16 protein-coding genes are annotated in these 25776 nt (G+C 34.7%); 4 read left to right on the top strand and 12 right to left on the bottom strand.

The window, feature by feature from the left end:
* Positions 1-190: 190 nt before the first annotated feature.
* Both ACFEL1_RS01885 and ACFEL1_RS01880 read right to left on the bottom strand, forming a co-directional pair.
* Positions 191-1252, bottom strand: coding sequence for a zinc-dependent alcohol dehydrogenase family protein (locus ACFEL1_RS01885; protein ID WP_375331283.1), 1062 nt, complete (start codon positions 1250-1252; stop codon positions 191-193).
* Between the two features lie 63 nt (positions 1253-1315).
* Complete coding sequence (locus ACFEL1_RS01880) at positions 1316-2146, bottom strand: hypothetical protein (protein ID WP_375331282.1); 831 nt, start codon at positions 2144-2146, stop codon at positions 1316-1318.
* A 460-nt stretch (positions 2147-2606) separates the two neighbouring features.
* Here ACFEL1_RS01880 and ACFEL1_RS01875 point away from each other — a divergent pair, with 460 nt between their 5' ends.
* Both ACFEL1_RS01875 and ACFEL1_RS01870 read left to right on the top strand, forming a co-directional pair.
* Positions 2607-3599, top strand: coding sequence for a hypothetical protein (locus ACFEL1_RS01875; protein WP_375331281.1), 993 nt, complete (start codon positions 2607-2609; stop codon positions 3597-3599).
* Positions 3600-3910: 311 nt separating this feature from the next.
* The gene (locus ACFEL1_RS01870; protein ID WP_375331280.1) at positions 3911-4219 is read left to right on the top strand and encodes a transposase; all 309 of its coding nucleotides are present in this window, start codon (positions 3911-3913) and stop codon (positions 4217-4219) included.
* A 182-nt stretch (positions 4220-4401) separates the two neighbouring features.
* On the opposite strand, the gene ACFEL1_RS01865 is transcribed toward ACFEL1_RS01870, so the two are convergent.
* From ACFEL1_RS01865 to ACFEL1_RS01845, 5 genes are all read right to left on the bottom strand, one after another.
* Positions 4402-5484 (bottom strand): IS481 family transposase, encoded by a 1083-nt coding sequence (locus tag ACFEL1_RS01865; protein ID WP_375331279.1) that lies wholly within the window; start codon positions 5482-5484, stop codon positions 4402-4404.
* Between the two features lie 109 nt (positions 5485-5593).
* On the bottom strand, positions 5594-6181 hold the full coding sequence (locus tag ACFEL1_RS01860) for a reverse transcriptase N-terminal domain-containing protein (protein WP_375331278.1): 588 nt from the start codon (positions 6179-6181) through the stop codon (positions 5594-5596).
* A gap of 568 nt (positions 6182-6749) precedes the next feature.
* Positions 6750-7127 carry a hypothetical protein gene (locus ACFEL1_RS01855; protein ID WP_375331277.1) on the bottom strand — a complete coding sequence of 126 codons (378 nt, stop codon included), beginning with the start codon at positions 7125-7127 and terminating at the stop codon, positions 6750-6752.
* A 445-nt stretch (positions 7128-7572) separates the two neighbouring features.
* The gene (locus ACFEL1_RS01850; protein WP_410521696.1) at positions 7573-7806 is read right to left on the bottom strand and encodes a transposase domain-containing protein; all 234 of its coding nucleotides are present in this window, start codon (positions 7804-7806) and stop codon (positions 7573-7575) included.
* Positions 7807-7844: 38 nt separating this feature from the next.
* Positions 7845-20084: an RHS repeat-associated core domain-containing protein gene (locus ACFEL1_RS01845; protein ID WP_375331275.1), complete on the bottom strand. Its 12240-nt coding sequence runs from the start codon at positions 20082-20084 to the stop codon at positions 7845-7847.
* Positions 20085-20467: 383 nt separating this feature from the next.
* Here ACFEL1_RS01845 and ACFEL1_RS01840 point away from each other — a divergent pair, with 383 nt between their 5' ends.
* Positions 20468-20953, top strand: a complete 486-nt coding sequence (locus tag ACFEL1_RS01840; RefSeq protein WP_375330732.1) for a helix-turn-helix domain-containing protein — start codon at positions 20468-20470, stop codon at positions 20951-20953.
* A gap of 20 nt (positions 20954-20973) precedes the next feature.
* Positions 20974-21471, top strand: a complete 498-nt coding sequence (locus ACFEL1_RS01835) for an IS630 family transposase (protein ID WP_375330791.1) — start codon at positions 20974-20976, stop codon at positions 21469-21471.
* On the opposite strand, the gene ACFEL1_RS01830 is transcribed toward ACFEL1_RS01835, so the two are convergent.
* The 5 genes from ACFEL1_RS01830 to ACFEL1_RS01810 all read right to left on the bottom strand — a co-directional run bounded on the left by ACFEL1_RS01830 (position 21468) and on the right by ACFEL1_RS01810 (position 25745).
* A complete protein-coding gene (locus ACFEL1_RS01830; RefSeq protein WP_375331274.1) occupies positions 21468-21929 on the bottom strand; it encodes a hypothetical protein in 462 nt (153 codons plus the stop codon). The two genes, ACFEL1_RS01835 and ACFEL1_RS01830, sit on opposite strands and share 4 nt — an antisense overlap.
* 37 nt (positions 21930-21966) lie before the next feature.
* Positions 21967-22464: an IS630 family transposase gene (locus ACFEL1_RS01825; protein WP_375330791.1), complete on the bottom strand. Its 498-nt coding sequence runs from the start codon at positions 22462-22464 to the stop codon at positions 21967-21969.
* 20 nt (positions 22465-22484) lie between these two features.
* The gene (locus ACFEL1_RS01820; protein WP_375330732.1) at positions 22485-22970 is read right to left on the bottom strand and encodes a helix-turn-helix domain-containing protein; all 486 of its coding nucleotides are present in this window, start codon (positions 22968-22970) and stop codon (positions 22485-22487) included.
* A 165-nt stretch (positions 22971-23135) separates the two neighbouring features.
* Positions 23136-24923: a hypothetical protein gene (locus tag ACFEL1_RS01815; protein ID WP_375331273.1), complete on the bottom strand. Its 1788-nt coding sequence runs from the start codon at positions 24921-24923 to the stop codon at positions 23136-23138.
* Positions 24924-24950: 27 nt separating this feature from the next.
* A complete protein-coding gene (locus ACFEL1_RS01810; RefSeq protein ID WP_375331272.1) occupies positions 24951-25745 on the bottom strand; it encodes a hypothetical protein in 795 nt (264 codons plus the stop codon).
* Positions 25746-25776: the final 31 nt, after the last annotated feature.

Genomic DNA, 25776 nt, shown 5'->3' with positions numbered 1-25776 from the left:
ATATACAAGAAATCTTTTCTATAACATTTAAGATTTCATTTGAGTACCGTGATATTGTTGCAAGCAAAACATGCTCTTTTCTAGTGTAATAGATACCTTTTTAATTGCATCAATATTATTTACTATTTGTAACAAGGTCTATGAATTACACAAGTCCAAACTCCCTTATGAATCATATACTTCATAGTTCTCACCAACAATAGTACATGCATTTTTCTGCGGTATCGCTACTTGTATTAAGCTCAAAATTAAGTAGGATTTTACCATTTCTTCCCTCGGATTCTGCAATAGTAACAGCTTCTACAATTTGATCTATATTGTACTCAGTATCTATAGGCATTTTTATATCTGCCATAACAAAACTCTCTATCATTTGTTTAAATATTTGCTGTCTATAGCTTACTGGTTCACTATACACCCAATCTCGTAAATGATAAAATTCAAATTGTACATTTTTCTCCATTGCGTCAGTAAAGAAAAAGGCTGGAAGTTGTTGCCCAGACATTAAACCATATTGCAAAAATTTACCACCAGGATTAACTGCTTTTAACAGTGTTGCTCCTGCATCACCACCAATTGCATCTAAAGCATAATCAACCCCTTTGTTATTTGTAAATTTTAAAATAGCCTTAGTAATATCTTCTTCGTTTGAGTTAATCACTTTCTTCAAACCAAGTTGTTCCAGTTTAACTTTATTCTCAACACTCCTTACAATTGAAATCAAATCAAAACCCAAGCTTTTAGAAAAACCAGCAATAATATGTCCACAAATTGAATTTCCAGCATTTATTACAAGAGTGTCACTTTTATCAATTTTTAATTTATCAACTAATATTAACCAGCAAGTAAGAGGGTTAATATATAATTGTGCTGCTGTTCGATTATCAATTTCATCAGGTATTAAAACAGCTTCTTGAGCTGGAATAATGTTATATTCTTGCCAAGTACCTTTTCCTTTTAATGCCAGTATCCTTTTACCAATTAGGTGATTATTATTAGCATTACCAGCAACACAAACAGTTCCAACTCCTTCAAAACCAGCTATTTTAGGGAACTCTACTCTGTCAGGATATCTTCCTCTAATAGTTAGTAAGTCCGAAGGATTAATAGCACATGCATGCATTTGAACTAATATTTCATTATCCTGAAGTGTTGGTATTTCTAATCTAACAGTTTTTAATACCTCAGACGGATTACCAAACAAATTATACATGACTGCTTTATAGGCTTGGGGTAGGTTAAAATTCTTCATAGTCAATTTCTCACTCTATTTTCTATTTAATCTCTAAATTTTAAAAGATGAATATTTTTAAAATTATACCCCCTGTTTTTTGTTGTGGCTTTCTAGAGTCTCAGTTAACAGCTCTTCTACTTGATAACTAATATTTGCATTCTCAAAATCTGTGAAATCTATTATTATTTTGCTTGTAATTTTATTATTAGACTCTAGAAGTCCTATCAGTGCTATTGCTCCATTGTCAGTAATATTATTATAGCTGAGGTTTATTTGGCTGATGGTTCTATTAGTTTCCAAAGCTTTAACAAGCTGGACAATCCCAACATCACCAATAATATTATTATTGAGACATATTTTCTTTATAGTGTTATTATTTTTTAGGAGTCTTGCTAATATGATTGCTCCTTTATCAGTAATATTATTGCTACCAATATCCACTTGCTTTACAATTTCATTATTTGTTAGAACTCCTGCCAGTATATCTGCTCCCTCATCACCAATATCATTGCCTATAAGACTTATTTGCTTTATGGTTTTATTATTTTCTAGAAATTCATCTAGTATAATTAGTCCTTGAACCCCGATATTATTATATTCAATATCTATATTAATCAAACTATGATTATTCTCTAACAGTTCGATAAGCAGACTTAGTCCCTCAAGGTCAATATCGTTGTCGCAAAGACGTATTGCGGTTATAAGCTTATTATGTTCTAAAATTTTGCCAACTATTTCAATTCCTTCTAAACCTATACGAACGTCGATAAGTTCTATATAAGTTATATTATTGCTCTGCAAAACTTCTCTAAGTATTTGTGCAGCAATGTTAGTGATATTATTTATTTTTTCATTTGTTAAATTATTTTGTTGTGAATCATTTTGTTGTTGATTTCTGACATCGCTCGTCATACAATTAACCCCTATTGTTCGTTAGGAAAATAGACACTGAGGTTAGATTTAAAAATTTTGTGATTATTGCTTCTAACCTCGGTGCTTAACACCACACCACGTAGTATCATCTTCACACATATCTTTATTAATCCGAGAAGTACACCTTTTTGCTCACAATTAGTGATTTTCTTATAAAATTTATTATAATAGTGTTGAACTAGAGACAGTGACTAAAATTATTAAATAAGCACATAATTTGGCTATTAAAATCAAGGAAGTATTGAAAGAATGGGATGTACTCTCTGTATTTACCAACATATTCCTTTGATATCAATTCAATTTAGCATTGCTGGACTAACTAAGAATTACTTATAAAAAGTGATTAAAAATCTTGATGAAATAAGAGATACTATCACAGATAGCCTAAAACTTCCCTAGGTTATTTATAAAGTCTTAATTCATCAATGAGGAAATTACAATGAACTCAAGGATAATATCATTATTAAATATTTTATTAGCACAATTAATATTAATTAGTACCTGTAAGGCTGAGGGTAGTAACCTACCGAGTGCCAAAACTGGTAAATCTATATTACTACCAAAAGTGATGAGTCCTAATACAAGTACTAATATAACTATTATTTTAAATATAAATCAATCTAGCAATGATTCATACTTTACAATTGAGTTAGGGGCATATGAGAATAAAAGCCCATCATTAAAACTCACTATGGGATCGATGCTAGAGTTATATTCTCCAATCCAAGATTCAGCAAATGTTCATCAAAAATTACACATAGTAATGCGTCCATTTCAAGAATTGAATCAATCATTAAATGAGTATCCTAATACCAAAGAACAAAGTCTTGGATTAAAAAAGGAGTTATTAAGAGAGAAAGTATTCAGAAAAACTTATCCTCAAGAAATAAAGCTTCAAAATGAGGAAGTATACTCAAATGACCAATCACGTTACTACGCAAATAATCAATCACTTTACTATTCTATCTTAATACCGAGTTTTAGAACTAATAGTGTCCTTGATTTGTTAGGCAGCAGTAAACTAGATGTCTGGCGGGCAGCTTGCCGACAAGCTTATGCAGATAGTTCAAGTCTATGGCGAGCTTTTAACCCAAAACATATTATTGAACCTGAGTTACGGGATATTGCTAAATATTTCGAAACTTACAATAACAAATTAACCAAGGAAGAGTTTGAGCAAAAATATGGTGAATCAGGTTTAAAGTATGACCATAATTTTACCGTTCAATTAGTAGAGGATATTTTAGAGAGGAAAAAGCAGCGAGAAATTAATGAATATATAATTGTTGCAGGTAAAGGCGGATTAATTGAAGTTATTGTAAAATTTGGACTCGAGGTGATATTTGGTAATCTGTTCTTATTAACATTGCTGCTAGCTTCGTCCCTATTGTTGTGGGCAAGTAAGATGGGTGGCAATGGCTTTAAAAAATGATAAACTAGCTAACTCCCAAAAGTATAGAGGTTTTCCTCTATCAATGATTTTTTGGTAAAATTTGTTATAATAATGCTAAACTGGAGACAATAGAATTATTATTAAATTAAACACCTAATTTAGCTAATTAAGATTTAATGTGTGGCGACATTAATCAGAAATATCAAGTCACTACACATTCAAATTTTTTATTTCATTACCTCAAATAGCTACAATCTTTAAAAAATAAGGGTAAATAATTTTATTAAAATTTACCACTTAAAGCATCAAGTATCACTTTATTATTGGCAATAATAGCATCTAAATATTTTATGACTTGTTGTAAATATAAAGAGAAGATATATTTTATTTGTGATAATGCTGGGTATCATAAGTCAAAGAAAGTAAAGGAGTATCTAGTAAATAGCAAAATAGAATTAGTATTTTCACCTCCCTATAGCCCTAATCTTAATCCGATTGAACGATTATGGAAATTTATGCATAGAATTGTAACAAATAATAAATTTTACCATAATTTTGCTCAATTCTCAGAAGCTATAGATAGATTTTTTGCTAATATTGATAAATACAAAGGTAATTTGCTTACTCTTATAACTGATACTAATTATCTTTCAATATAGAATTAATAGGATTAATAATCCAGTTCCAACTAGTGATAGACTTAATAATTTGAGGACTTGCTTCCTACCACCTCTTTTAGTTTCTTTTAATACTGATTCTCCGAGTTTGTAATAACTGTATGAATTTGCCTAACTCGACTAATACTGTACTAGTTACGACTTAATCTGACAATAAGTAATAATCAGGCAGCTTGATAAGTAATAGCCAAGTTGTCTGATATTCTCTCTATATTACTAATATTTTTATCTTTAGCAATATAAAGTGAATCTCTAAAAGTTTGCATTGGTGTTTTACCAAAGCAATGTTTACCTGAATGAGGTCTTTCGTTATTATAATTTGTAAGCCAAGTATCTATATCAGCTTGTAACTCATCTAATGTATTATAGAGCTTTTTACGGAATAGAATGTGATAGCACTCTTCCTGCATAGTTTTGTGAAAACGCTCACATATACCATTAGTTTGAGGGCTATATGCTTTAGTTCTAGAATGATCTATATTCTCAATACCAAGATATAGTTGATAAGCATGATTCTCAGGTTTACCACAATATTCCGTGCCTCTATCTGTAAGTATTCGAAGCAAAGGGATATTATACTTTTCAAAAAATGGAATAACCCTATCATTCAAATGGTCTGCTGTAGTAATAGCTGTTTTCTCGGTATAAAGCTTACAAATGGCTACCCTAGAGTAAGTGTCTACAAAGGTTTGTTGGTAGATACGTCCTATGCCTTTAATGTTTCCAACATAATAGGTATCTTGAGAGCCAAGGTAACCAGGATGCATGGTTTCAATCTCACCAGTTGCTTCACGTTTATTCTTGATTTTCTCAAGTGCAGCAAGTTGTGCATCACTCAAAATAATACCATCATTTGCAACTTTAGCATCCAATGCTTTTAGACGTTTTTTGAAATTCTCTAGATCATGACGTAGCCAAACAGACCTTACTCCACCTCCAGAGATAATGATACCTCTCCTACGTAATTCATTAGCAGTACGTTCCTGACCATAAGCAGGAAATTCAACAGCTATATTAACTACTGCATCCTCGATATTAGCTGGAACACGATTCTTCAAACATGGCTTCTTTCTAGTCATCTCAAACAAAGATTCTGCTCCACCTTGCTCATGCAGTTCCTTATAGCGGTAAAATGTATCTCTGCTATAGCCCATTACTTTACAAGCCTGCGATACGTTTCCTAGTTGTTCTGCTAATTGTAATAAACCAATTCTTGGCTTTATGATTTTTTCTTGATATGTTGTCATCTGACAGTCTCCTTAATAAGAGGTTGTTAAAATTTGCTGGGTACGATTTTATTCCATATTTTCGTACCCAACAACTCCAAACTGTCAGATCAAGTCTTTACTTTTACACCTAATCAAAGCAGGCATGTATGTCCCCCTCAAAAATCCATTCAGCAGATCGCTTTCTAGATAGTACAGTAAAGCATTGTTCACTTGCATCTTTCGTGGATCTTTTCGGTCTGAAGCCGTAGGAATTTAAGTCCGCTCTTTCTTCTGCTATTGGTAGTAAAGCTATGTGCCACAGGGCTTGCATTGCTTTATCTCTCATAGTTGGGATCGAAATTGGTCTAAATTTTCCTTGTTGCTTCTTAGACACATATATCCTCCTTGACGGTAATGGTTTATATCCATGTCGCTTAAGTGATAGAGCAGCTTGTATTTTCTGTTTTGATGTTTTCCAAATAATACCATCAACACCAGGTGTTTTGCCACCTTTATTGAGTACAACTCTTTTTACCGCTAAACATTTAGCATAAAATGAGCAAGTCAGGATTCTTTGCAAGGCTTTCACCCTACCTTTCTTCCCTTCTCGTTCTGCCTTAGCAATACGCATTTGTAGTCGAGTTACTTGCTTATCAATCTTCTGCCATGAGAGATCATCCCATGTTTTAGCTGTAAGAGCTGAAGAGGCATCAGTAAATATTGCTATTTCTGTCATTTGCGTTTCTTCATTATTTCGATTCTCCAAATTTTCTTGCTATCTAGAACCAGCTGGACGTAGGCACACTTTCGTGTCTGATCATTTGACCAGTATCTGCCTCATTACAAAGCAGCATTAGCTTTTTCCAGCATCCCAAACCTGCACGATTATCAGTATCCCTCACGAGATGCATTCCTAAAGATTGCTCTTTAGGAATCGTACAGGGTTTCCACGTTCCATGTTAGAAGTATGCCGGGTTAGGTGTCTGCTTTCGACCGGGAAATATAATGACCACGAGAATGCATAATAAATGCATTGCTCCGATTTCCATTACCATTTTGGTTCAAGTGTATCAACGACTTTCACTTGTTTATAGTTACGATCTTTATCACAGATTCAGTTGCCTTCACCATACCGGCTTGCTTGCACTCACCCAATATGTCGTTATCAGGAGGAACATCTTCTCGCGATTCAGTCCCCACATAATTGCTTATGTTTCGTTACTTTGTCAGGGTCGCTGCTTTATTCAGACCCCTAGCATCATCCGGTGGTACGAATGGTCCTCTCTGAAGCGGAGGACAACTCCTTAACATAGCCTCGTGTCGCAGTTATTAATCTTTAACGCTGGGACAAGGTGACTTACTCCTTCACAGCTAATATTGTTGTTGCTTAAATCTATTTTGGTTACTATATTGTTGTTTTGCAAAAACTTCGCAACTATCTTTGCTCCCTCATCGTCAATATTACTATTACGAAGATTTATGTGGGTTAGCGTTTTATTATTTTCTAAAGCTTCGCTAAGTAGCTTGATACTACTACCAATATCATGGTTGCTAAGATTTAGATAGGTCAATTTTTCATCAGCTTGTAGTTTTTGCTTAGCGTATTCTAGTTCAAAAGAAATATCACTTGTTAATTTATATTGTTTATTATTTTTTTGTTGATTTTTAATATTGCTCGCCATACAATTAACTCCTATTTTTTGCTCTTTTAGAAAATAGACACTGAGGTTAGATTTAAAAATTTTGTGATTCTTTGTTTCTAGCCTCGGTGATTGACACCACACCACGTGGGTCACTACTAATATATTACCCTAATCACTAGTAGAGTCCAGAGAAGTTTTAGCACCTAGGGTATTTTTTTGAAATTCGATAGATCAGTGGTAAAACGGAGACAGTGGCTGAAATTATTGTTATAGTTCGAGGCTAAATAGTTATAGTAAAATTTAATTAACTTTTCTGTAACAAAATTTTAATAGTTTTTTTCTTATGATGAATGTGATTTAGTTCTTGTTCAAGATGTAGTTTTTCTGCTTGTTGTTTTGCCTTGTTGCAATAATTCAAGGCTTTATTGAAATGTCCATTGCTGAGATAAGGTAACCGTCTGTAAAGGTGGTCTAGAATTATTATTTATTCTAGTATAATATTCCAAGGGAAGAAGTCTGCAATCTTATGGGCTTTATAATCCTGAGTTGTTGCAAGCACTTTTTGCATGTATTTACAAGGATTGATGTTATTTAATTTAGCAGTTTCGATAATGGAATAGATAATAGTGGCAGTATGACCACCACTGTCTGATCCAGCAAAAAGCCAGTTCTTTCGCCCTATGGCAATTGATCTCATTGCACGCTCTGCGGTATTAATGACGTAAATTATGTTAATATAACCAAACTGATCCCAATTTACATCTCAGAAAAAGACACAGTAGCATTTATTCCTCTAACTGTAGGCATTAATGGATGATGTGAACGTGAAGAGAGTTCATCTTCTGACTTCATACTAGCTAGTGCTTGAGTTAACATATTGATATTAGCGTTTTGTAGATAGTTTGTTGGTTGAGAAAGTGGATTTTCTCTTCCTGCTAAGCATTTATTAAGTGATAACCATTTTTGTTCTTGTTGAATGAGTTGCTGCTGTAATGCAGGCAAATCTTTATTTACTCTAGCCAATAATTTATCAGCCTGTTTCTGTGTTGAGGCAAATGCTATTTTAGCAATATGTTGTTGTACTACTTGTTTACATAATAACTGTGGAATGACTTCTAATTGATTTGAATCAAGTTTTTTCCGCACTATTTGAATCGCTGACTGTATAATACTATTATCACTGATAATACGACGCACTGGGGTTATAATTCCACAGGCTAGTGCATGGCTTAATACCGTATCAATGAATTCATGTACTAAATTATTTGCTCTTATATCTAATGCAATACTTGCTTTACCATCGTCTGAAGGCAGATTAGCTACTGCTGGTCTATATCCTGTCCATTTCCTTGCCAATAATATTGCCCAGGTGAGATTGCCTGTCATATCAATATTATTAACCAGGTAATCTCCCATTTCTAGTATTGTTTGACCATTTTTTGTAGTAGGTATTTGTTGAGTAATTAATGGCTGTGATTGTGAAAAACAATTAGGAACTTCAGAAGGAGGTAGTGCTTGCGTGTTAGATGTCCAGCTAGTAGGTAATAAAGAGAAAATTTTTGCTCCTACCTTTTTAGCTAGGTTAATAGGCCAAAACTGTAGACGATTAGCTCCTGAAGCTGCGACTGTATTATGTTCTTCTCGGATATTTAAAGTAAGTTTTTCTGATTGCTCATTGTCAGGTGATTCTAATTGATCTACCTCTAGATATGGCATCAATGCTCTCTTTTTTCTTGCACCATGGTCTTGTTGCTCAGAATGTCTGCCAGTTAGCCTTTCTGCTTTTAAGATTTTGCTTATTAATTCAGGCAATGTTTTTGCCTCTTTTATTGAGATATGATGATCTTTAAATTTTTGCTCCATAAATTTAGTAAGTTGGTTAACAAAAATCTGACCAACTGTCTCACCATCATCGTGATTTCTAACTTTTGTAGAGTACCCATCATGCACTTTTCTCTTATTCTTATCTTTTGTAAGTATCCTGTCTTCAAGAGCAAGCATAGCTTTTACGCCACCTATCTCATGTCCTTTAACCAGCACCACCTTAGTCTTCTTATCCTTCTTATCCTTCTCATGGAGAGATTGCAAACCCCTATTTCCACCAATCATCACTAATATACCTGCTAAATTATTTCTACCACGTTCTGCTATATTGATATTCCTATGAAAAATATCTATCATGTTAAGTTTTGCTTTATCATCCTTTGCTGTTTCATACCCTGTAGCACTCTTGTCATTCTGGACAGATGCCCATTTCTCTTCTATCTCTTTCCTTCTTGCTAGTAGAACCTGTACATCTTGATATGGCAAGTTGTTAGTAAAAGTATAAGGATCATTTTCTGTACCTGTACCACTTTTAACAGGTGCAAACGCTACATCATTTCCAAAGATATTAGTTACTTTTATCACACCTTGTTCGTCTTTAATAAGATACTGGACTTTTTTCTTTTGATCTGTAGTCATGTTTTCGGTATACTTATTATAAGCTACTAATTCTGCTAGTGCTCTACGATGTTCTCGATTATTTTGCTCAAATATATAAGTTGTGATTTTTTCTTTTTTCTGTTTAATTGTGCCCTCATAAATAATGTTATATATCGGCTCGTTTCCATCGTGACGCTTGATAGTAATACCTACGTCAGTAAACAGAGTATCATCAGAATTCAGATCTACTGTATATTCTCTATTAATAGGTGTATAGATGTTATCGTTAGCTCCTACCTGACCTTTAAGTTTATCTAACATTTCGTCAAGCGTGCAGGTCAATTTACGTTCTATACCATCTACTTTGAATTTCAACTCGAAAGAGTAACCGTTATCAGTGCTAGGCTTTAATTTAATATCCGTCACTGGTGATTGTGGTAATATTAGCTTTTGTTTTTTGGGATTAGGAGTTTTATTATCGGTATCAGAAGCAACTACACAATTTTCACCAAAGTTTAATTTTGGACTACGCCTTTTACGCTTTGCTCTACGACAACCTAAAAATTCTGCATCTCTATCAGGAAATATTGTCCGTTTTTTTTGAGATAACTGCTCATCATCTGCTTGCCATTTACGTAGTTTGCTAGGTAATGAAGTTTCAACGTTTTGATGTACTTGCTTTTTGATTAATTGTTTTAACGCTTCTGGCGGATTACTTTCTCCGTTTTTCCACTTTTCTAACCCACGCTTAAAAAAGTTTTCAGCCTCTGTCTTCAAATTAGGTGAATTATCTAATTGTGGGAACAACTTAGAATGCGTTAATTTATCTTGGGCAAAAGCTTCTTCTATTAAATGCTTATACGCTATTTCCCTGCGGAATCCTTGGATATTGTCCACAAGACGATGCCACAACTTTGTGCCAGTATTTTCTGTATTTTTAGGAACAGAAGGTAATGTGTTAGGTTGTTGTTTAAGTTTAGAGCTACGTGCTAATTTCAACATCGAAGATGCATCTTTGCCGAAGAAAATTCCATTTAACACTCCTTCATAAGTAGAAAATTCAGATGCACTCCAGCGAGTAATATCTAGTTCACCATTTGCACTACTTCCCATATAATAGACCATTACTATGCCACCTGCTACTTTATATAACGGATGTTTTGGATTTTTAAGGATAGATTTTAGTGGATGTGTTGTTGACGAAGTTAGTTTACCTAGCTTACTGAGCTTCTGAGACTTGGTAGTGAGTTTACCTAAGCCACGTCCTATCTCTCCAAAACTTTGTGGCCAACCCATACCAGTATCAAATCCATCCACTAAAGCAGACAAAGTAGCTGGATTGCTAAGATCCCACTTCCAAAAGGCGGATTCTCCATTATTAGCCCTAACCCCAGCATAATAAGCCATACTCCCACCTGCAGAATAACTAGCAAAAAGAAATGCTTTTTTGCCAGTAGCACCAAATATTTTATTAGCAAAATTATGTACCCCTTTCATTCCCCCTCTTATTCCAGTAAGAGTACCAGCTCCCTGAAACATAGCATTCCAGATATCTGGCCTGTCCCACTGCCACTTTGTGAGATCCCAACCTTGGTTAGAAGCACCACCTAGATACATACCTCCTGCTACAAGTCCAATAGCAGCAGGCCCTGTAGCAATAATACCAACTGGTAATAATGCTCCTCCTATCCTTCCACCAATCATACCTAACCAAGTTCCTGAATCTTCCCAATCCCAATCCGCAGGATTCCACCGATTATTAGCTGCAGCTCCTCCTAGATAAGCACCTATAATAGCCGTAGTAATAATTATAAGCTCCAGAACAAGTTCACCATCAGGATCTACTAATGAAATAGGTGAATTACCTGCATACATATAAGGACTAAAATATTGTGCCTTTGGATCTGGTTGGTAGAACCGACCGATACTAGGATCATATAATCGTGCATGATAATTATAGAGTCCAGTTTCTTGATCCCATTCTTGACCAGTATAGCGGTACATAATATGGACTCCAGGATCATTACCATAAGAACGCATCATTTGACCGTATGGTAAGTAATCATATGCTGCTACTACTTGTCCTTTTCTAATTACTAATCGAATCGAGCCTTCATGATCAGTAGTAACACTATAAAATTTATCATTACGAATGAACCCAAGCAGTCCACGTGGTCCATACAAATAAGCAGTAACGATCTGTTGAGTATGAAGGGGTTTAGGTAGATAGTTAGTATGCCGATCAACTAGCACTCTACCTTGTTCATCGCGTAAGTAATAGGTTTCGTGGCTAAGTAGCCCTTTAGCAGTCAGCACTTGTTTTAATACTCTTTCCCCCTGTGCATCATAGTAAAAACGTAAGGTACGCCCGTCGGTAAGCTGTATCTTAGTAGTACGCTGAGAAGTAGGGTGGTACTCGATATGCTCAATACCCTTATGTAAGGCTTGAATTACATTACCCCCCGCATCATGCTGCATAGGAAAACTTTGTTTTAGTTCTAATAAAGATGGTCCAGCTATGGTAATATTTTGAACTTGATTATTAGTAGGACTATAAGTAAGTTCAGTTCGATGAAAGCCAGTATAAAAGAGATGGTGATTACCATTAGCATCAATTTTATATGACTCTACATCAAAGGCAGTTTCACCTAGTGCATAAGCAAAGTGTTGTGAGAGTACTCGTACGATATTTGGTGTAAAGGTAGAGTAATTACCTAGAATAGTGGTAAAATTCTTATTTAAAGCAGATGAGATATTAATAGTTGGTGTTGGCAGATAATTCTTAGCAACTAACATCTGATAAATATCTTTGGCTATCTTTCTATCTTGAGCAATTAGTAAGTCAGCTGATTGCTGGTCACTATGTCCCATCCAAGTTAAAAATACTTCTATAAATTTATCTAATAACAAGGTTTGTCTTTGGCTAATATATGATATAATTAGTAGTTTAATTGATGACATATCAATTTTGTGATCAATACGTAACGCTGCTAAATCAGCCAATAAATCTACATCACGGAAAACTGACTCTCCGCGTTTACCAATTGCAGTAGATGAATCTGCACGTTGTTGATCAGTAATTATATAACCAGCATTCGTTAATAACTGCCAAATATCTTGCGATTGCTCTGTAGTTAAGCTAGGAATTGCTTTAGCAAAACTATTCGGTTGTAATGGTCCTATAGAAGCTTCATCTTCATTAGTGAAATATTTCGCTTTAACTAGTTCTTGATGATTACCATAAGCATAACGGTGACCATAATAATGTGGAATCTGCTTCTCAGCTACTAACTCAGCTAAACGTTCACCAGTTTTTCCCTTGCAAATTAGCGGTAATGCAGTTTCTATTTTTGGAATATATAATTTCACTGGTTTACCAGTGCTACTCAGATAACCTGTACGTTTTAAAGCACGGATACATATTGGTTCGGAACTATCAGCGATTGCATCTTCTTTGATTTGAAACCATCGCCCATCAGCATTTACTGGCCAACTAGCGTTAAATACTGTTTGCATTACCATACCATCGCCATATCCTGCATGACCATAACCTTTTTCTGTATAGGTAACTTTTTCAGTTAGAAATGGGTCTGATAATTGTTCAAGAAAGCCAGGAGAATTATAGTGGTAGTTACGAGTGAAATTATATAATGTATTAGGCTGATATTGTTCACTGGCTAGTTGGTTACTTGCATAGTAGGTAAAATTGGCATAATAGGTAGGATTATTAGGCGTACCTAAACCAGTTAGTTGACCTAACCTATTATAGCGGTGTACTAAACGTAATGGTTGACCATTAACGGTTACTGGATATTCCAGTGTGTATACTCTACCATCTACATATTGTTTTTTAAGTTCTATCAGTTGATCAGCTTCAACCTGTTCTGATATAAGCAGAGTGCTTTTTGCTATTATCTGTTGCTTTGTATCAAATTGCAACTCTTCAATCACTGGGGTGTCATTGGCTGTGATGTTCTTATTATAAGTAATATATCGTTTTACACGTCCACGTAATAATGGATCAGGATGATCATCAGCGTAATCGACTCGTTGATATTCCTGTGCATTACTTGGTATAGTTTGTTGTTGTAAGTACTGTTGTAAATCAGAAATAGATAACGTTTGATTTAAATAGCCGGTACGACTAAGCTGACCAAGTGAATCATAGTCAAAATACACTATCTGGCTGGTTTGATTGCTAGTATCCAAAGATGCCATAAAACGCATCTGACCAGCAAAGTTATATAGATATTCTACTCTACCGCTATCAGGGGTAGTTTTACTTATTAAATGACCAAGTTCATCATAGCTAAATCTAGTTGCTAAAGCTTGCTGCCATCGCTTTTCCTCTATAGACAGGTGCTGTTCACCAACCTTACAAGGCGTTAACATGCTGAAAGTATTTACCTTTTCATGATAAAGTGGAGGTAAGATTTTTACCAAGCGATTTTTAGTATCATATTCATAGGTACTCAACAGATGGTCATAGCCTAGCACTTGTACATAGAGACCAACCTGATTATGCTGTAGATTGAAAATAGAGACATGTTTACTACCATTCTGTATGTGTTTTTCTTTTTGATAATAGCCTTGATCAGCTGGAAAACGGTTACTAAGAAAAGCAATCTCTGCATTTCGACTGAACCGAGTTTTATATTTACCAGTAATTGAGAAATCTCGACCAGGTAAACCTAAAATTTGTTTCTCATTCAGTGGATTACGAGCATATTCAGTGCGTGTATAGGCAAACCCTTGATCATCAGGATTTAACCGATCAACCTCGCCATGCAGGTGTCCAGTAGGCCAGACTGATCCTTGATCAACAGGATCAACCTTACTAACAAAATTAGGACGGTAAGCCAGTAATGGCTGATTTGGGCTACGGTGAACTCGAGTTGTTTTGGTAGTAATAGCTGCGCGACCTAAAGCGTCATATATTGTTTGAGTAACTTGAGCAGTCCTTGCATCCTCTAACTGAATGACTTGAGTTTTTTCACCTAAGTCATTATGGTATTCTATTTGTAGCTGAGGACGATTCATCACCAAGCAATCCTCAATCAATACTTGATCTTTTGCTTCTAATGCAAAAGAAGCCCAAGGATTTAACCTATCAGTATTTGTTCCTGTCACTGGTAATGTTTGATCAAACAATAATACTCCCTCTAACCAAAGCCATGCGTGGTTTTGCTCAAGCATTACTATCACCTCTCCTGCTAGAGGCAATGGCACAATAGAACTACCAGTAGGTAGAATTAGACTAGTAATATTACCTAGTTGACGGGTCAATTGGAAACTACCTATTTCTTGCCAAACCCAAGATAAAGAAGCCTGTGAGCCTTGTAGAGCAATATAGCACCGCAGTGCAGCAGCTTTATCAAATAATAGTGAATTTGCTTTAATACGACTCTGCTTTTGACCTTGTCTATGCCATAACTGCCCAGGAGCGATATACCAAGCATTTGGGTTATCTAGATTCCAACGGCTACGCAAAGAATATGTATCAAAGGTTTCATAAAACCCACTTTCTGGTTGAAAATTTAAACGACTTGGCTTATTATGGTTAATCATACCTCTTTGTGGTGTAGGTACTAAACGACCTGTTTGACTAGTAGAAGTAAAGCTTTCTAACTGTCCATCCTCATCCAAGCTAGCTACTTTTTGATTTAGGCGATTGTAGATAGTTCTAGTCACTAAACCATCTGCTTGAATAACTGCCATAGATTTTCCAGTTGATGGATGGTACAATGTTGCTTGAAACTCATGAGTAATAGGAAAAAAACGAATATGATCTAAATCAACTATTTGTTGAGGTTGAGATTCTACTCGAAGGGTGACCGTAAAATTAGAAGCTTCAGGCTCTAGCAAAATAGGGGCTGAAGTATTATTAACTGATGCTATCCTATGAGCATGATCGAAGTAACTTTGATAAATTTCTTTGACTAACTGAAAATCTACCAACAATTCAAGGTAAAACCAATCACCTAACTGCCGTTTAACTTCAGCTAGCAATCCAACGATTTCATGTCCACTGGTAGTGCTGAGAATAGCTTTAAGATATGGTGCAGGAGCATTTAATGTCAATGGTGTACTAGGACGTAACCAACAGCTAGCAACATAGGTAGTTGCTTGATAACGTGGCTGGAATGTTCCTTCTAGGAAATCAGAATTTGCATCTAGGGTTTGATTTAGTCTTAAATAATTCTCTCCAGTAAATGCAAAATTTTTTTCAACTACTTGTGCTCCAACAATCTGCCAAGTTTTCTTGGCTATACTGCTATTGGCAATTAGTGTACCTATCTGATTATTTTCATACGATTCAAACCCATAATAAGCAGTCATTTCATCATCTAAACTATAGGGAGAGAAATCACTGATTAGCAATTGCTTGCTACGATCCCATAATAATGAGGGATTTTCTTCAGAAGATTTATTGGTTGCAGTAGATTCTTCCGTAGAATTCTCTTTCTTAGGAAGTGGCAAAACTAGCTGACCGCTAGCATCAAACCATTTCTGGCTTGTTGTTACGTTACGGCTGTTAACATGGTAAGATTGTGTCTCCTCATACCAACCTGAAACACTTTTATTTGCTGCTGGAATGGAGATTACAGTTTGAGAATGAACTAACCCATTACTGTAAGTTCTATTATAATAACGCTGATATCCCGTTATTTGATTGATTCCATCAGCAGTTAATTTTAATTGATTAATGAATAGCTGAGGATCAGGTGATATTAAAGTAGATACAGGGCGTACTAAACATTTTTCTAGTGTTGATTCACGAGTTGTTGTTATTAAATTTTGCCAATCACTTTTTAATATTAGCTGCTCGTTACTAAATGTTTGTTCTTTTCCTAATGTTCGTCCATTATCTTTAAAAGTTAATATTTTTATTGAATCTGCTGTTGTCTGGTAGGCCAAATAAGCAGGGTATCTATTAACTAGCTGTCCTGGAGTATGAAGGTGCAACTCTTTAAGAGGCTTGCCGTGCTTACGTTTACGATTATCTTGGGCATATAGTTTAAATAATGACAGGTCATTATTAGCTGATTCCAAAATAAAATGCTTATCTAAAGGAATTTGGGTAGGTGCTAAAGTTTCACGTTGCCAACCAGTACCAGTAATACGCCACGCATCATTGTCATGATGAACACCTTGCGAATTGAATTGAATTGAAACATAGGGCTTTAAATTGAGTAAGAAATTGTTTTTAAAAAATTCTTGAAAATTTTCGTGTTGATTGAGCTGTTTTAGTCGTTCCTCCATAGCATCTTCTTTTCTATTCCTATTTCTAATTTTTTTAATATCTTCAACAATTTTTCCTGAAATTCCATTAACCTTTAACTTAAAATATCCATCTTTTAATTCATAAGCTAAACGGTAAGTACTACCATCATATTCATGGTTGTGAGTCAATTGTAAGATATTTTCTCTATGTACCTCAATTTTTTGCCTTTGGTTAATTCGGTGTTGGGCATCCAGTAAAAATAGATAAACATTAGAGAGTAAGGAGCTATTATGTTCTTCTAATACACTTAATGAGATGAAATTATTAAAAATTTGTAACCCATGTTGATTTAACGATGCTAGTAATTGTTGCCGTGTATCATCTGCTAAATCAAAACGTGCTAGGATTTGTCTTGTACTTGTTATATCAGCTATATGATAGGAAGCCCAATTGGCTTGCGGATTACGATAAAGCAATCTTAGCTGCCCACCATCATAAGTAACTATTGACCGATGGTGAATAGCTAGTTGGATAATAGGTCTTGGAATATTAAGCATAGTTGTATTCCAACTAGCTTGGTTATTGGCAGCCTCTAATAATCTTAGTTGATAAGAATTGGGTTCTGCTACCACTATCATTGTTTCATCAAAACAAATTAGGGTTTCTTTACTGAAACTATGTCCAGTAGGTCTAGACCAAGTTTGCTCTTGGCGATTAACTAGATATAATTCTCGATTTTGGTTATTTTCTAAAAATACAACAAATGAGTTATTATAAGCCTGCAGCACATAATTTGAGTTAGGTGATTGTGTTGTTGAAGCAGGTAACCTAGCATCAATTACACTTTCAAAAATAGCCTTAGTTAACTCCCGATTCATGATTCGGAAGCTAATATCACCAATTCTTGAAATATGATCGTGATAGGCCATAACTGCATAGTCTGATCCATAGGCTATTTGGGTTTGTTTCCCAGCTTTATAACGCAAAGTAGCAGCATAAGCGAGCGAAGGAGTAGTAGTCGTGGCATAGCTAAAACCAACCATTGATCCACTAGACAACTTACAGTTTTTAATGACTGATTTACCTAATAGATACTGGTAATCAAACTGCAGTATAGTTTCACTTTGTGGTAATAATTGCTGCTCAATTGTGGTTAATAACCGTTGTTTATGATCTAATTGATAAATAAATCGCAACTTTTGTTGATAAGAATCAGTAATAAGACTATACCCATGAAGGTAATGACTCTGGCTAAGTTCTACTGGAAAGTTAATATTACCTTGAGCATCAATAGGGTTAGGAGAAGTATATTCATCTTCTGTTTTAGGGGCGTAGTCTAAAACCAACTGCATCTGTTTAGCATCACTAATGGTTTTAAGCCGCACTGCAGAACTATATTTTTTACCACTATTAGACAAAGCAGCATTATCTATCTCATAGTGATAATAGAGAGCCTGATCATTATGTTTAGCCAAACGGGCATTTAAATACCAAGCAATTACCAATGGTTGCAACTGACTCTGATCACGACCAGTGCCACGCCAATTAGGCCATGCCAAACTCCATTGTAAAGCATCTGCAGCTACAGAATGGTTTGCTTTACCATAAATAGCTTGCTCTACTTTATCATTTAAGATCCAGCGTTGTTCTTGTTGGTGGTATTCTATGTCTACTTCGGGTTGTTCAGCTAATTGGAAACGACGTATCTGCCCTTCACTAGAAATCGGTTCTAGAAGTTGTGGGCGTCCCTGCATTACTAAGTAATACTTAGCATATTCAGGATAAATGCTTCCCTGGTGATCAACTAATATATAATCTTGCCCCAATGATATTGACCAGCCTACACCAAGTAGCCTTTCTGTTGTTACCTGACTATGGTATGAAATAGCCAATTGCAATCCTAATCCTATTGAACTAGGAATATCAACTAATGGTAATCTAAAACGTACTTGTCCACTACTTGCATCTACTGCATCCTGCAAAAAATTATTCCCCCACTGTTCTGCCCACCGCAAAATAGGTTTTTCAGTCAAAGTTTTACGATGAGTTTGCTCAATAGTTAAAGTATTGCTATGCAATGGTATTGGACGTTCAGCAAATGGTATAGTATCAGTTAAATTTGTATTAGGCATTGCTGTTTGATTACTTCTTTGCTGGCTATGCATAATATTACTGCTCTGAATTACCTGAGCTGATTGCACTTTTCCCTCAATGTCTTGAATAAATAACAATGGATGTAATATTGTTGGTGGTACTGCTGGTAATGTCCCAATTACAGTCGCATAACGTTGTGTACCACTCAAGTTGCTAGAATCTAACAATTGTTGCCAAGTAGGGGTAGTTGAATTAAATGTTAGAGCGGTTAGTCCATGTAAGCCAGTAAATAGCAAATCATCACTTCCATCTTTGTTGAGATCTAGCAATTGAACCGTATTACTATATTGAGGCAACCAGCCGTAGCTTTCACTAAATTCAGAGCTGTAATGGACAGGCAAATAATCTTGTTGAGTACTATTATATTGGTAGACAAATAAACCACTGTCATTTAAATGGACAATATCTTGATATGGTTGATTAGTTAAATTGCCAAATAACAGCTGCTCTAGTAGTATTTGCCTTTGCTCAGGTCGTTTTAGATGAGAGGTATTTGCAACTTGTTGCAGAAAATAGCTACCGTTAAATTGATAAAACTCTAAGCCAGTATTAGTACGTAACACAAATGCTTCCTGACCATGATGGCGTAATTTTGTTAATGATAAGCTGGTATTGGGAAAATGCCAGGCTGGAGTAAGAGTTAAATTTCTTTGTAATTCCCATAAAGGATCAGTATGATTGGCAAGAATACGATCTTTTCTTGCTGCATAAAATTTAATGTCTCTCTGTTGATTGCGACTCATTACTCCAAGTAGAGCCGTATTTGGATAAAAACGACCCCATAATATTGTACTATTTGGTTCATTCCACCCGCTCACATCATGAAATATACCATCTGCTGCAAGTAAACGTAAAAATGGTGTTGCTCCTTGAGTGTCTAGTTGATAAAAACGCATTCCTTGTTGGTTACGCAGTATTATTTGATCACTACCAGTACCCAATATGCTGGTCACCAGCCAAGGATATTGGGTGATAGGATAATCTCCTTCCCTATCAAAGACAACTGTACGCCAATTATAATGCCAGCTAGTAGTGTTTGGCAGATACTCGTAGCCAATAAGTTCACTGCCATATCGCATGCAGATCATTACTCTGCTACTAGCATTTGCCCGAATAGGATAAATGCCATAAAACTGCTCTAGATTAAATCCTACTAACAAGTTGGTTTGATTAGAAAAAATAAGATTATACATACAAGTTATTTCCCTCATTGTTAAAGTTAGTTAACTAACTAAAGAATTTTCCAATGGTGATGACCATAATTATGCAAGCGTTCATATGCATATACTTTAGTACAACGCCCTGTGCTACTAGAACAGCTTTCATCATTATTAGAATCCAATATACGACCAGTTTGTCTATTTTTAAAGTAAACATAATTCCCATTATCAACCGGAATCACCTGCCACTGTTGTAACCATGCATTTGTATTGGATTCAACACCTCGGATCTTTTCATTATCATCAATAGTAATATAATACCAATTCCCTAATTTAAATTAGTATAAATAGTAGAAAAAAGATGAGATTATGTTATAATATTCCAAGTTTATGAATAAATTAAGGAAAGGAATATAATGGGATGTCATCAAAGATTAATAACAGAAGAGTTATACCAACGTGCTATTGAGCAGCTTGCAAGCATGAACCGAGATAATAGAGTTGCTATTAGACTTATGGCTATAATTGCTGCTAAAGAAAATGGTGTTGGTATAGTATGTAAGGTATTTAATATAACAACCAATACGCTTAGGAACTGGGTAAAAAGCTTTGCTCAAGGTAATGATAAAAGCCTTGAATATAAACAAGGTAGAGGACGAAAAAGTAAATTAACAAAAAATTGTTGTGAAGCAATAAATAAATGGTTACAAGACGATTGTAACATGACAATAAAAAATATCATCATAAAACTTAAAGAAAATTTGGAGATTGATTCTAGTAAATCGGCTGTACATAGAGTATTACAGAAACTTAAATTTGCATACATTACCCCAAGACCAGTGCATTACAAACAGAATAAAGAAACTCATGAAGGGTTTAAAAAAAACTTCAAGAAACAATAACAAATAACCCTAGCAGTTACTTGTATTTCTTTGATGAATCACGTTTTGGGACTCATTCTAAATTAGGTTATGGTTGGTTTCGTAAAGGTAGCAGAACTCAAGTTAAAGCCAAAATGGGCTTTCAAAATTTCTATGTTTATAGTGCGGTTAACCCAATCACAGGTGATGATTTTACTTTAATGATGCCAAATGTCAATACCGTTTGTTTAAATATATTTTTGGCAGAGATGTCTAAACAGATAGGAGAACAAAAAGCGATTATTGTTATGGATTGTGCTGGATGGCACAAAGCTAAAGAGCTAATTATTGCAACAAATATAGAAATTCTTTATTTACCCCCATATTCTCCTGAATTGAATCCGACAGAGAAATTGTGGCAATATTTAAAGTCTAATACTATAAAGAATAAAGTATATGACACAATCGAACAACTAGAAATAGTAGTATGTTCCTGCCTTAAAAATTTAAATGCCTCACTAATTAAATCGATTTGTTGTATGAATTATTTGCTAAATTAAATTAGGGAATTAGTATAACTAGGTTGCTGTCTCTTTTGATGACATGCATACCACGAAAAACAAAACCCTTTCTTCCTTGGGTTCTCAACCTCTCTAGTCCCTTCAAGAGCCCCTAATGCTCTTCTATTCCAATCGCTCGTAAATTGGAAATAACGACCATTATCTATTACATTAACTCTCCATTTTTGGTTATTACCATGATGGTTAGGCCAACCATAAATTAAGTCTGAATTACTACCATCAGTAGATAAGTCCAATACATACCCTGGATGCTGTCTGCTTTCCATTTGCACCCCAGAGTTCCATAATAACCGTCTTATGTTACCTAGAAGCTTATTTTTTATATCTATAAACATATCATTACCACCATAACTACTATCTCCTGTTTCTATTGCTTTTTTTACTCGGTAAGCCAACATAACTAATTGGTAATTATTTAAATGGTCATGTCTTAGCATTTCATTATATAGCTCGGTATAATACTAATTCCCTAATTTAATTTAGCAAATAATTCATACAACAAATCGATTTAATTAGTGAGGCATTTAAATTTTTAAGGCAGGAACATACTACTATTTCTAGTTGTTCGATTGTGTCATATACTTTATTCTTTATAGTATTAGACTTTAAATATTGCCACAATTTCTCTGTCGGATTCAATTCAGGAGAATATGGGGGTAAATAAAGAATTTCTATATTTGTTGCAATAATTAGCTCTTTAGCTTTGTGCCATCCAGCACAATCCATAACAATAATCGCTTTTTGTTCTCCTATCTGTTTAGACATCTCTGCCAAAAATATATTTAAACAAACGGTATTGACATTTGGCATCATTAAAGTAAAATCATCACCTGTGATTGGGTTAACCGCACTATAAACATAGAAATTTTGAAAGCCCATTTTGGCTTTAACTTGAGTTCTGCTACCTTTACGAAACCAACCATAACCTAATTTAGAATGAGTCCCAAAACGTGATTCATCAAAGAAATACAAGTAACTGCTAGGGTTATTTGTTATTGTTTCTTGAAGTTTTTTTTAAACCCTTCATGAGTTTCTTTATTCTGTTTGTAATGCACTGGTCTTGGGGTAATGTATGCAAATTTAAGTTTCTGTAATACTCTATGTACAGCCGATTTACTAGAATCAATCTCCAAATTTTCTTTAAGTTTTATGATGATATTTTTTATTGTCATGTTACAATCGTCTTGTAACCATTTATTTATTGCTTCACAACAATTTTTTGTTAATTTACTTTTTCGTCCTCTACCTTGTTTATATTCAAGGCTTTTATCATTACCTTGAGCAAAGCTTTTTACCCAGTTCCTAAGCGTATTGGTTGTTATATTAAATACCTTACATACTATACCAACACCATTTTCTTTAGCAGCAATTATAGCCATAAGTCTAATAGCAACTCTATTATCTCGGTTCATGCTTGCAAGCTGCTCAATAGCACGTTGGTATAACTCTTCTGTTATTAATCTTTGATGACATCCCATTATATTCCTTTCCTTAATTTATTCATAAACTTGGAATATTATAACATAATCTCATCTTTTTTCTACTATTTATACTAATTTAAATTAGGGAATTGGTATAACCTATACCAAAATGTGTTCGCCAAGGAAGATTACTTATGAATTTTAGTATTTCATCGGTATTTCCTACAGTATGATTATAGGTACTTCTGATGAGTGGAGATAGTCTTGGAAGATACCCTTGTTTCCATTAACAAATTGCTCAGCTAGTGTATAATTGCCATTGCGTATCATAGGAGCCCATTCATTAATTAAGTCATCCTTGAATTTATCTCTTAACTCTGTAAATTTATTTCTAATATCCCAAGAAGCACTAGCAAAATCAGGCTTTTTCATACTTTCCATAATCTTATAAGTAAACTTTATTTTGTTGTCATAACTTAGATTATTTAAACTAGGACTTTCTTCTAAAGTTTTATAAGCTGTACTAGCCGTTATAAAAGGGAGTTCATATATAAATTTTATAACTTTTTCAAAATTTTCATTGTCTCCTTTATAAGCCTCGTTTATTATATCAACAAGCTTGGTAGAATCATTTAACTCCTTAAATCTCTCAAAAGCTTTTGTAGCGTTATCGTTTTGAATATGAAAAATACAAGCTTCTATTCTTGCCTTTTTTATTTTTTTCTTAAGATCGGGTTTTTTAGCTTCAAGACCTTGTACGTTGTTATTACATTCCGTTCTCAATTTTGATAGAATTTGGTCATAATTTTTTTCTCTATTCACTTTATTATTTCTAAGCTTTGCCACTTCTGTTTCACAAGCTATTTCTCTAGCGTCAACCGAAGTGTTAATTCTTGATTTCAGTAATTCAACTTGTACTCTTATATGGTTAATATAATTCTTTACACAAGAAATTAGGTTGTAAAATTCGTTAGGGATATTATTATTTGTATCGTTAGACGATGGTAATAACTGTTTAACAAGATTCCGTAACTTCTTTGCAATCTCAGTCAGCTCTGCCATTTGTGGTACAGTTAAGTTTAGTACTTTCTTGGATGATCGTACCTTGGTGCATCCGCTAGGTGGGCATTGCATCAAGACACGTCCGTAATATCTGGTTGGTTGTTCATCTATTTCTTCTTGAAGTCCGTCCAGTTGATCTTGTAAATTCCTTATATCTGTTTCAATCGGGTTTTTTCTCCTATCACAGTCTTTTATGGCATCTGAGAGATTTGTTCTATGGTTGCTTGTTAGATTCTTTAACTCTGCAATCGTAAGGTTTCGTTCTCTTTCACAATTTATTGTATTTTCAGTCATAGTTCCAGGCGTACTAAGATCTTTCACTTCTTTTAACAATGAGTTAACTTGTTTTTCTATATTACTAAACCGAGCTTTTATATTAGATATTAATCCGTCTAGAGTTTCACGGGTGGAGTAATTTGTTGGCGGGCTTCCTGTTGGTGATAACGTTTTATCAATTTCTCCTAATGCATTTCTGATTGCAGTTAGCTCTGTTATTGTATGTGAATAAGGGGTAATAGGAGCAAAGGGATCATCTACTGTACGCTTGTGCCTAGAACTATTGATTGTTGGATTTACTGGATATGTTATATTTTCTAACTTTGTTAAGTTAGTTTCTTCCTCTAAAACTGGCTGCCAACCTATCATTGCTTTAGATGTTTTTTGTAAAGGATTTCCTGTTCTATTAAGGGGAAAAAGATGGTTAATAGAATTTAGTGCTGGTACAAGAGGTAATTCAGCTAAAGAGTTTAGATCATCTTCTAGCATCAAGGCTCTTTGGGTTGTATTTACTGCTAAGGCTTGACCTGCTGCTACCTGAGCAGCTAATCCTAAAGTAATTAACTTGCCGGCATTCTCCCAAATAAACTTGCCTAACCTGCTGATAGTTCCTTGCTGAGTCACATTATCTTGTGCAGTGCTACTAGATGGTAACTCTGCAGCTACCGGCAATAAATCATTTCTACTCTGTTGTATAATTTATGGTGGTAGTAAAAATGCTTGAGCTTCATAACATTGCTGCAACCAATGTTGTTGCTGCATATAAGTTTTATGCTGCATTAAAGGTTTGTAGTAATTTAATATATCTTTTACAGATTGCGCTGTTAATAATTCTCCATCACCTTCTTGAAAACAATGCAATACCTCACCTTGTAAACATTCTGTTAGAAATTCAGGTTGCACTTTTAATTCTGATCTAAATGATTCTTTAATTTTCTCAATAATTGCCTTGTACTGGCTATTATCACTAATTACTTGTTGTAAATTATCTAAGCTTTGTTCATAGTGTACAGGAGAAACTGTATATTTACCAACCAAACCTTGTAATTGGATTAACTGCTCTTCTAGCGAAGCTTGGCTCTTTGATAGCCCAGCAGCCATTTGTTCCTTTAATTTATCTACCCTTGCAAGTTTTGGACTGGTTGATAATTGACTAGCTGATGTATAGGATAGATCTTCTTCTATTTCAGATAATAGACGCTCTTCTATTAACTCCAGTTGGTCATTAAAAACCCCTTCCCAAAAGTTCTTGTCATAATAATTAACTTCCGTGATGTCTTTAACAAAATAATTCCTCGGAAGATTACTAATACCTTGCCAAAAGCAATTAGAAATACCATTTTCGGTGCTTTGAATCAAATTACCCACTGTCCCACCAATACCACATTGCCATAATGAACTCATTGATGAAGATGCTTTAGTATACAGTGAATCAGCAAAACCAGTAATAGATGATGATAATGGTGAAATATCACCTTGATATAAACCTTTCATTTTAACCTCTCTTAATTTGATATTAGCAACC

Origin of the sequence: Candidatus Tisiphia endosymbiont of Oplodontha viridula (genome assembly GCF_964264865.1) — a bacterium.
Taxonomy (GTDB): Bacteria; Pseudomonadota; Alphaproteobacteria; order Rickettsiales; family Rickettsiaceae; genus Tisiphia.
The sequence above is the reverse complement of the archived record's forward strand: the minus strand, read 5'-3'. Positions and strand labels throughout refer to the sequence as shown.

Excerpts from the sequence above, each read along its gene's own strand:
- ACFEL1_RS01885 (WP_375331283.1), bottom strand. The coding sequence starts at position 1,252 with ATGAAGAATTTTAACCTACCCCAAGCCTATAAAGCAGTCATGTATAAT.
- ACFEL1_RS01880 (WP_375331282.1), bottom strand. The coding sequence starts at position 2,146 with ATGACGAGCGATGTCAGAAATCAACAACAAAATGATTCACAACAAAAT.
- ACFEL1_RS01875 (WP_375331281.1), top strand. The coding sequence starts at position 2,607 with ATGAACTCAAGGATAATATCATTATTAAATATTTTATTAGCACAATTA.
- ACFEL1_RS01870 (WP_375331280.1), top strand. The coding sequence starts at position 3,911 with ATGACTTGTTGTAAATATAAAGAGAAGATATATTTTATTTGTGATAAT.
- ACFEL1_RS01865 (WP_375331279.1), bottom strand. The coding sequence starts at position 5,484 with ATGACAACATATCAAGAAAAAATCATAAAGCCAAGAATTGGTTTATTA.
- ACFEL1_RS01860 (WP_375331278.1), bottom strand. The coding sequence starts at position 6,181 with ATGACAGAAATAGCAATATTTACTGATGCCTCTTCAGCTCTTACAGCT.
- ACFEL1_RS01855 (WP_375331277.1), bottom strand. The coding sequence starts at position 7,127 with ATGGCGAGCAATATTAAAAATCAACAAAAAAATAATAAACAATATAAA.
- ACFEL1_RS01845 (WP_375331275.1), bottom strand. The coding sequence starts at position 20,084 with ATGTATAATCTTATTTTTTCTAATCAAACCAACTTGTTAGTAGGATTT.
- ACFEL1_RS01840 (WP_375330732.1), top strand. The coding sequence starts at position 20,468 with ATGGGATGTCATCAAAGATTAATAACAGAAGAGTTATACCAACGTGCT.
- ACFEL1_RS01830 (WP_375331274.1), bottom strand. The coding sequence starts at position 21,929 with ATGCTAAGACATGACCATTTAAATAATTACCAATTAGTTATGTTGGCT.
- ACFEL1_RS01820 (WP_375330732.1), bottom strand. The coding sequence starts at position 22,970 with ATGGGATGTCATCAAAGATTAATAACAGAAGAGTTATACCAACGTGCT.
- ACFEL1_RS01810 (WP_375331272.1), bottom strand. The coding sequence starts at position 25,745 with ATGAAAGGTTTATATCAAGGTGATATTTCACCATTATCATCATCTATT.